At 42.1% G+C, this 7,799-nt stretch carries 7 protein-coding genes, 1 pseudogene and 1 riboswitch; of the genes and pseudogenes, 2 read left to right on the forward strand and 6 right to left on the reverse strand.

The annotated features are described in order from the left end of the window. On the reverse strand, positions 1–418 hold a 418-nt coding region (locus HP456_RS16825; RefSeq protein ID WP_246289161.1), incomplete at its 3' end, for a histidine kinase. Positions 419–994: 576 nt separating this feature from the next. On the opposite strand from HP456_RS16825, the gene HP456_RS16830 reads away from it, so the two are divergent. Further along, positions 995–1,249 carry a YpbS family protein gene (locus tag HP456_RS16830; RefSeq protein WP_172253216.1) on the forward strand — a complete coding sequence of 85 codons (255 nt, stop codon included), beginning with the start codon at positions 995–997 and terminating at the stop codon, positions 1,247–1,249. 298 nt (positions 1,250–1,547) lie between these two features. Here HP456_RS16830 and HP456_RS16835 read toward each other — a convergent pair whose 3' ends face one another. Together HP456_RS16835 and HP456_RS16840 are read right to left on the reverse strand one after the other, a co-directional pair. Next, a complete protein-coding gene (locus tag HP456_RS16835) occupies positions 1,548–1,820 on the reverse strand; it encodes a DUF2187 family protein (RefSeq protein ID WP_172253218.1) in 273 nt (90 codons plus the stop codon). A 790-nt stretch (positions 1,821–2,610) separates the two neighbouring features. Then, entirely contained in the window at positions 2,611–3,783 is a 1,173-nt protein-coding gene (locus HP456_RS16840) for an MFS transporter (RefSeq protein WP_312857786.1), read from the reverse strand. A gap of 280 nt (positions 3,784–4,063) precedes the next feature. Next, a riboswitch (SAM riboswitch) is annotated at positions 4,064–4,169 on the forward strand. 200 nt (positions 4,170–4,369) lie between these two features. Between HP456_RS16840 and HP456_RS16845 the strand changes: the two genes are divergently transcribed. After that, positions 4,370–5,686 (forward strand): Na+/H+ antiporter NhaC family protein, encoded by a 1,317-nt coding sequence (locus tag HP456_RS16845; protein WP_172253220.1) that lies wholly within the window; start codon positions 4,370–4,372, stop codon positions 5,684–5,686. A 318-nt stretch (positions 5,687–6,004) separates the two neighbouring features. Here the strand turns inward: HP456_RS16845 and HP456_RS16850 are convergent, their stop codons facing one another. From HP456_RS16850 to HP456_RS16860, 3 genes and pseudogenes are all read right to left on the reverse strand, one after another. Then, positions 6,005–6,760 carry a (S)-benzoin forming benzil reductase gene (locus tag HP456_RS16850; protein WP_172253222.1) on the reverse strand — a complete coding sequence of 252 codons (756 nt, stop codon included), beginning with the start codon at positions 6,758–6,760 and terminating at the stop codon, positions 6,005–6,007. A gap of 129 nt (positions 6,761–6,889) precedes the next feature. Further along, on the reverse strand, positions 6,890–7,354 hold the full coding sequence (locus HP456_RS16855) for a helix-hairpin-helix domain-containing protein (RefSeq protein ID WP_172253232.1): 465 nt from the start codon (positions 7,352–7,354) through the stop codon (positions 6,890–6,892). A gap of 15 nt (positions 7,355–7,369) precedes the next feature. Further along, positions 7,370–7,799: pseudogene (locus tag HP456_RS16860) on the reverse strand (ABC transporter permease subunit); the annotation flags it as partial.

Below are 7,799 nucleotides of genomic sequence, written 5' to 3' on the forward strand. Positions count from 1 at the left end.
CACTTTCTGATTCCAGCTTCCTTATTAACTGGATGACAGACTGAATCCCTTCAACATCTCCTTCTTTAAGTGCTTTCACCGCTTCTCTTGTTTCTTCCAGGCTATCTGATGCAAGGTCTTTCAAATCCCTGAAGTGGTGATCTCCATGCTGGATTGATAACATCTCGATTTTCATCAGGAGCGCTGTAAGATTGTGACCCACAGAGTCATGGATGTCCCTTGCAATCCTTGTTCTTTCTTCTGCTCTTGAATTTCGTTCTGTGACATAAAGAATCCTTTTCATCTTTCTGTATTCCCCTAAAAGCTGATCATATAGGAGCTTTTGTTCCTTCATATCTGCACTTGCCTCATTAAATTTCAGCGTAACGAAGAAAAACATGACGAAGATGGACAGAGCTGCCGGTGGATATGAATTCAAAAAAAGATATGCTTCAATTCCAAAGAAGATGAGCGTACTGTAAAAGAAAACACGATACTTTGACGGTTGTAGTAAGATGCTTGCTTCAAGATGAAAGTAACATAAAATACTCCAGGCTAAAGCCGGTTCAGAGCCTAATAAAGTTGATACTAAGAGAAGCAGAGGCTGGCATATATAGAAAAATAGAGGGCTTCCGGTAATAGGTGTAATAAAAAAAAGTGCAATGGAAAGAGAGCAGATCAGAAGATGCAAGATGAGCGAGAGTAAATCATCAGAAGAATTGTATATGTATGCGCCCCAGAGTATACTAAGGAAACTTGTACGAATCAATGCGTATTTCACCCACTCCACCCTTTCCTGCAGCTTACTTTGAAACTACTAAAATAAACCGTGCAAGTCAACAAAATAATTGGTATATTTTAGTATCCATTATTGAAGCAGCTTTTCTCATATAAAATTAAACTTGTGCAGGATATATTTGTGAATCGGGATGAATGAGAAAACGAGCATTGCCATTTCAACTATAAAAAAGCATAATAAAGACAGAGAATATTCCGGACGGAGAGGATTGAAGACATGAGTGTACATAAGGCCATTACCAAACATTCCACTAAACAAAATCATCTTGTACAACAATTCATTAGGTTAGACGAAGAAAGAGAACTAGCAATCGACGAAGCCGTGAAACGTTGTCAGGCTGGAGATGCATTCTCAACCGGCCGGATCAACGAAGTCACACAGAAGATCAATACCCTTGCCCGGCAGGGAGTCGTGCCCCAACGGAAACTAGTGACCAAACAAATGGTCGAAGAATATGCAGGCAGGCTATAAGAAAAGCGGAAGGGCTTTGCTCTGAGGCGGGTGGCTTAAGACGAATCGGCCGGGAAGGCGCGCCTTTTGCCTTCTTGGACGATTTGGCTTATGACATGGGCCTCTAAGCCCTGCAGCTGGACAATAAGAAAAGCGGAAGGGCTTTGCTCTGAGGCGGGTGGCTTAAGACGAATCGGCCGGGAAGGCGCCTTTTGCCTTCTTGGTCGATTTGGCTTATGACATGGGCCTCTAAGCCCTGGAGCTCGACATAGAAAATAGGCTGACACCCCATTCAGTTGGGAGGTCAGCCTTTTATTTTCTATGCTTTTAATGCACTGTTCCAACCGTCATAAACGAATACCGGATGTTTTTCTGTATCTGCCCGTTCCACAATGACATAATTTTTGTGGGACACAACCGTCTGATGATCGGGAAGGTCCAGTTTTTTCGCATCATTATTTTCCACGCTTACGATGACTGTATTTTCTCTTAACGAAGTTACCACACCGTTCACGATATGCTTCTTTCGCTTAAATTCAATCTTATCTCCAAGATTCGCATTGTTTTTTGAGTACAGGAAGTTATTATTCATGTGATCTCTCTCCTTTTTCGATTATGATGCGTTTGTTTCGATTTAAATGATTTAGTATATGTTAGTTGATTGATTGATTTATTTTACTTATTTCTTTTTGTACCTCTTTTTGAGAAAATTCAAACCTCTAACGGAAAAATTTTATTGAAATTATTTCTCCACTGCACTATTTCTTTCTCAGGCACTTTGAGATAGATGGTTATCATGTGGTCCTCAGCTTGAATACACTTCGCATTTCACCCTGCAGGGGGCTAACCCTGGACACGAGTCCCGCAGGAGTCTGAGTGTATCCAGGCTTAATCAGAACTCTTTTCTTAGTATTTTTTATAAAAGCAGCATCCATTTTCAGTAACGCCAAGAATGCTGCTGCTCTAACAACTGAAATTAATATCACACGCAAAGAAAAGGAATTAATAAAGTGGATTTATTCCTTACATACATTATTCCAGGAAAATAAAAAGGAATCTCTGCACAATATATAAATACCAAGTAAACGATGAAATTGAGATAAAGTGTTTTAGTCGAAGAAAAATCCGAACTAAAACTCAAAATTCTATATTTAGAATTCGAATTAGTTCGGATTTTTTAGTAGGTTCCGTTAAAGCTTGTTGATTTTTTTAACTGTTCAGGCCGTTGATTGGAGTGCATTCAGCTCAGAGGAGGCTCGCCGTCAGCCCGGAAAGCGAAGTTATGGATGGAACCGGCAGCAGTATCAAAAACCATCTATCCTGTTATTGTTCGTCTTTTGATTTTTGTGATTTATTTATGTCCCAGCCTCATCGTTTTTAGATTAATAGGCAAGAACTTTTTTCTTCTCTTCTTTCATTAATACAAAACAAAAGACAATCCCAAGGAAAGACAGTAATGCAAAGAACAGATATACCGCATAGATTGAGTATGATTCAAGTATGAATCCTCCTACAAAGGTACTGAACCAATTCCCCAGTCCATTTCCAATCGCCGAATAAATGGTGACCGCTGTAGCTGTGATATGAGCAGGAGTGATTTCCCTTATATAACGCAGTCCTGCCGGAACAAAAAGACCGATTGCGAGGCCTTGCATGACAGCTGAGCTGTATACAAGCCAAAGACTGGGTTCGGTGAAGTAAAACAGCCAGCGGACCAGGGACGCAGCCCCTGCTAATGCCGCTACCGTCAATAAACCAAAGCGGTCAATCCAGCTGCCTGCAATTCTCATGAAAGGTACTTCGGACAGTACGGCAATCAAGAAAGCAAGTCCGATTCCCGCATAAGTGCCGCCGGAGTCTTCAACGAATAATCCGAAATATGTATTATTAGCCAAATTCGGACCGAACACCATGAAAGTGACGGACAAAAAGATTAAAAACTTCTTCAGTCCGAACAGTTCCTTCATCCCAGCCTTCAAATCAAGCTTTGACGCAGCACGTTCCTTTGGGAAACGGAAAGCCAGTACGGCTGAAAGCACAAGACAGATGAAGAATGCGTAGAAAATGATGGTTGGTCCTATGAAACCTTCAGATAACCTTCCCATCACATAAACCGCCACACCGAAACCCAGTGAACCAAATAAACGTATATTTCCATAGTTGTAACGGACTTTACTCGTATATTTCAGACTGATACTATCTGAAACCGGTATAATCGCACTCTGGAAAACTGCTACAAAGATTGCAATAAGAAGAAGCCCATAATAAAGATCGGTCACGAGATACCCGAGGGCAAATATGCCGGCAACCAATGAAGTAAAGGCAAGCACCTGTGTCGGCCGGTTGGTCGCGTCACTGACCATGCCCCAGACAGGCTGAAAGAAAATCATCATGATCGGCCCGATCGACATAATTGTCCCAATCTGGTATCCATTCAATCCTACACTTTCACTCAGATATACACTTAACAGCGGATATAAACTTCCAACGCCAAAAAAGGTTAAAAAATAAAAACCTTGGAGAGTAAAGACTTGATTTCGTATATTTCTTTCCACTTCCGTATCCCCCAGATGTTTTTTTATCCCTATAATACTAGTCCTATTCAAGAGAGTTGTAAATAAAATCGTTCCTTTTTCTGGATAAATCCTTTGACCTATTAAAGGCCGGAATCAGTGAAAAATCTTTCTGAATCAACATGTCCAAATCCAACTCAACAAGTGTGGCGCCCCTGGTTTCCCTCCTCCCTTAGATATAGTGTACAAATTTCCGTTTGACTTTTTTTCTTAAACGTCTTAAAGTATGTAAGTATAATTTCACAGATAAATATATGAATTCTTCTTATCCAGAGAGACGGAGGGACTGGCCCAAAGATGTCTCGGCAGCGGACTCAACATGAGTGCTGTGCCACATCCAGCAAGCAGAGATGCTTGAAAGATAAGGAGAGTGTTTCTATATTGGAAACCTCTTCTTGTTTAGAAGAGGTTTTTATTATTATCGACCGGATAATGAAGAGTCGATATCGATTGGACATGCTTGCTGGTCTCCGGCACTATTTATTGCGCGGCATCGAATAGCTGGTAAATGTCCACACCTTTAAATAGGTCATCATCACGAAAGCAATAGACAAAAGGAGTTGTTTGAATGTTTGAAGAAAAAGGTAACCTGTTGGCATTACTGCCATTACTCATATTTGTTTCACTCTTTCTGGGTGCCGGGGTCATCACAGGTGATTTTTATGCCTTTCCAGTATTAGTTTCTATTTTGATTGCCTCTATTGTGGCGCTTCTTATGAATCGAAAGGAATCCCTGAATGCTAAAGTGGAACGCTTTGCTAAAGGTTCAGGACATCCTGACATCATGATAATGGTGTTTATCTTCCTATTAGCGGGGGCATTCTCGGGAGTAGCTGAAAAGATGGGCGCTGTTGATTCAACTGTGAACCTGGCTCTATCTGTTCTGCCGGAAAACCTTCTGATCGTAGGATTGTTTTTAATAGCTGCCTTTGTTTCATTATCCATGGGTACTTCAATGGGGACAATTGCGGCACTCGCCCCGATCGGTGTCGGAATTAGTACAGGTACTGATATCGGCATGCCTGTTGCAATGGCAACCGTAATCGGGGGTGCAATGTTTGGTGACAATCTATCGTTCATTTCTGATACAACGATAGCAGCTGTACGTACACAGAAAACGGAAATGAAAGATAAATTCAAGGTGAATTTCTTTATTGTTCTTCCTGCAGCAATTCTCACGATGTTGATCTTATTCCTTATCACCGCAGGTAACCAATCTACTGTAAACACAGAGACCTATGATTGGGTGAAAATCCTTCCTTATCTGGGGGTCATCGTCGGTGCATTGGCAGGTTTGAATGTGTTTGTAGTTTTATTGGGAGGCATTATCTTTTCAGGAATCATCGGATTTATTGATGGGAGCTTTACACCTTCGAGTTATTTTGGAAGTATCACAGATGGAATGACGGGAATGGCTGAAATTGTGATTCTGACTGTTCTGATCGGCGGAGTTGTCGAATTGATCCGTTATAATGGTGGCATTCAGGCACTTCTTTATCATGCCACCCGTAAGATCCGTTCTCCCAAAGGTGCTCAACTGGCAACAGCGGGACTGGTAAGTTCAACAAATCTATGTACGGCCAACAATACCATTTCTATTATTATTGCCGGCCCTCTTGCAAAAGAAATCGGCGAAAATTATGGAGTGGATGCACGGAAATCTGCAAGCATACTGGATATTTTCTCTTGTTCCGTACAAGGATTGATCCCTTACGGTGCGCAGGCTTTATTAGTGGCAGAAACGGCAGGAATCTCTCCATTAAGTGTTCTCCCATATGCTTTCTATCCTGTATTAACAGCGGTATGCGGTTTAATTGCCATTCGATTTGCACTGCCGAAGTTTACACGTTCGAAAGCAGCGAAGCCGGGCACTGTGCGTTCTTAAAGCAAAAAAAGAGGTTGCAATAAAAGTGTTTTAGCATATGTAAAACCCGAACAAATTTGCCTTCTAGCTGGAAAATTTGTTCGGGTTTTTAGTTTAAATACATATATAGATACAGCTTATTTCAGCAGTTGAATGGAGTGCAAGGCGAAGACTCCCGCGGGCTTGCCGAGGAGGATCACGGGCTACCCGCGGAAAGCGAAATCTTGCACGGAAATCATTAGCGGTGTTTAGAGACTACTCAAAATGTTCGTCTTTAGACTGTGGTTTTATAGTTTTGTCCCAGCCTCTTTCATTATGTTGCCAACAAATAATAAACTTTTATAATAAATCATTTACATGATAAAGCTTGCCAGATTCGATTTCCGTTTCAGTCACAAGTTTCACAAGAACCTCTGCGACTGTATCCGTGTTTCTCAGCATACCCTGCTCTTTGTATCTTTTAAAGTTTTCAACATCTGCAAATGATTCTTCTGAAGAGGAACGGATTGTTCCCTGCATATCCGTATCCATTACCCCTGGACTGAAAGCAATGACTTTATGCCGGCTTCCATTCTTTGAAAGTTCCAGACTCACCGTTTCTGTCAGCATATTGACTCCCGCTTTTGTGGAACAGTAAGTACTCCAGCCGTAAACAGGTCTGCTGCCTGCCCCTGAGCTGACGTTGACCATGATCAGCTGGCTCCCGGACCCTTGTGAAACCTTCAGGATTTCATTCGTCACAATCATGGGGGACAGCAGATTCACATGCACGCTCTTCTCGAGGTCTCTATTATCCACCTGCCCTGAAGGATTGATCGGCGTCACGACTCCGGCGTTTTGAATGAGATAGATTCTGTCTGCTTTCAAGCTGAATACATGATTTCCCGCTTCTCTTATCATCTCTTCTGTTTCTTGTGGATCAGCCAGATCGCATTGGAAGAACTTATAAGAGACACTTCTTGCTTCACAAAGCTCCCTTAATGAATCATTCTCCGTTCTCGAAACATTGACGAGCGAAATTCCTTTCTCAATGAAAAGTTTTGCGATTGAATCGCCGAGCCCCCTAGTGGCACCAGTAACAATAGCACAATCCATGTGACCCTCTCCTTTCTTATTCTTTGATTATATAGGAGACATAATGAATCACAAAAATTTTTGATTTCTCGTCAAATCAAGAATGGTTCACCGTAGTTGACGGAACACTCCCCGTTATTTAAAAATCACTTAACGCGCATCCCAGGCCCTTGTCGGACGGTCGGACGGGTAGCCGTGTTTTTTCCTGTATGCTTTTCTTTCTGCTGTAAAGTCCCACCAGTTCTTCTTACTGCCGGGATGGCGGGCATGATGGACGATACATCTTAGGGAATCTTCCACGCAAGGATCCATCCATACACCGTATTTCTTCTCCAGCCTCAGGATGAGTTCTTCTCCTTTTTCTTCCTTTATCTCTTTAAATGAATAGTATTGGAGATCTTCCACTACATTTTGGGCCATGTTCGGACCGATTGAAGGAATCCTCTGAAAGATGGCCATCCCGACTAGATACCGTGCTCTGTCAACCGATATATTTAATCTGTCACTCAAGTCTTCAGGAGTATGTTCGTATAGGTCGCTCAGCTTTAACTTTTCCCTGCGCAGAGATTTTCTTTCTTCATCTGTCAGTGGCAGTTTCGGGCTTTTCCCGCTCATATCCTATTTCTCCTCCTATCCTTTAACATTTTGCTGCTTAGTACGCTGAAAATCCTCAAATACCGGCTGGTATGTTTTCTTTTCGACTAACAGCTTGTTCTTTGTTTTGATAGGGCTCTTGTTAACAAGCACCCCAACCTTCTGCTGCTGGATTTCCTTCACTCCCTGAACGATGAGCTGCATGGCGATGATGGCAATCATAAACGCGACAAGCGGGGCGACAACAATCCAATATTTCCCTGTCATGAGTGAATACCTGGCAGAGCTTATTAATCCTGACCATTCAAATGTCCCCGATTTCGGCGGGTCAGGCATGTCCCCCCCTGTGATAATGGTTCCGCCTAAAAACAGATGGAATAAGCCAAGATGAACCAGAATCAGGAGGGTTTGAATGAACTGATTGCCAAATATAATGAATAATCTTGGAGCCAGATGAGGGAAAAGA

This window comes from Bacillus haikouensis (assembly GCF_013179555.1).
GTDB classification, from domain to species: domain Bacteria; phylum Bacillota; class Bacilli; order Bacillales; family Bacillaceae_B; genus Rossellomorea; species Rossellomorea haikouensis_A.

Excerpts from the sequence above, each read along its gene's own strand:
- HP456_RS16850 (WP_172253222.1), bottom strand. The coding sequence starts at position 6,760 with ATGGATTGTGCTATTGTTACTGGTGCCACTAGGGGGCTCGGCGATTCA.
- HP456_RS16855 (WP_172253232.1), bottom strand. The coding sequence starts at position 7,354 with ATGAGCGGGAAAAGCCCGAAACTGCCACTGACAGATGAAGAAAGAAAA.
- HP456_RS16830 (WP_172253216.1), top strand. The coding sequence starts at position 995 with ATGAGTGTACATAAGGCCATTACCAAACATTCCACTAAACAAAATCAT.
- HP456_RS16845 (WP_172253220.1), top strand. The coding sequence starts at position 4,370 with ATGTTTGAAGAAAAAGGTAACCTGTTGGCATTACTGCCATTACTCATA.
- HP456_RS16835 (WP_172253218.1), bottom strand. The coding sequence starts at position 1,820 with ATGAATAATAACTTCCTGTACTCAAAAAACAATGCGAATCTTGGAGAT.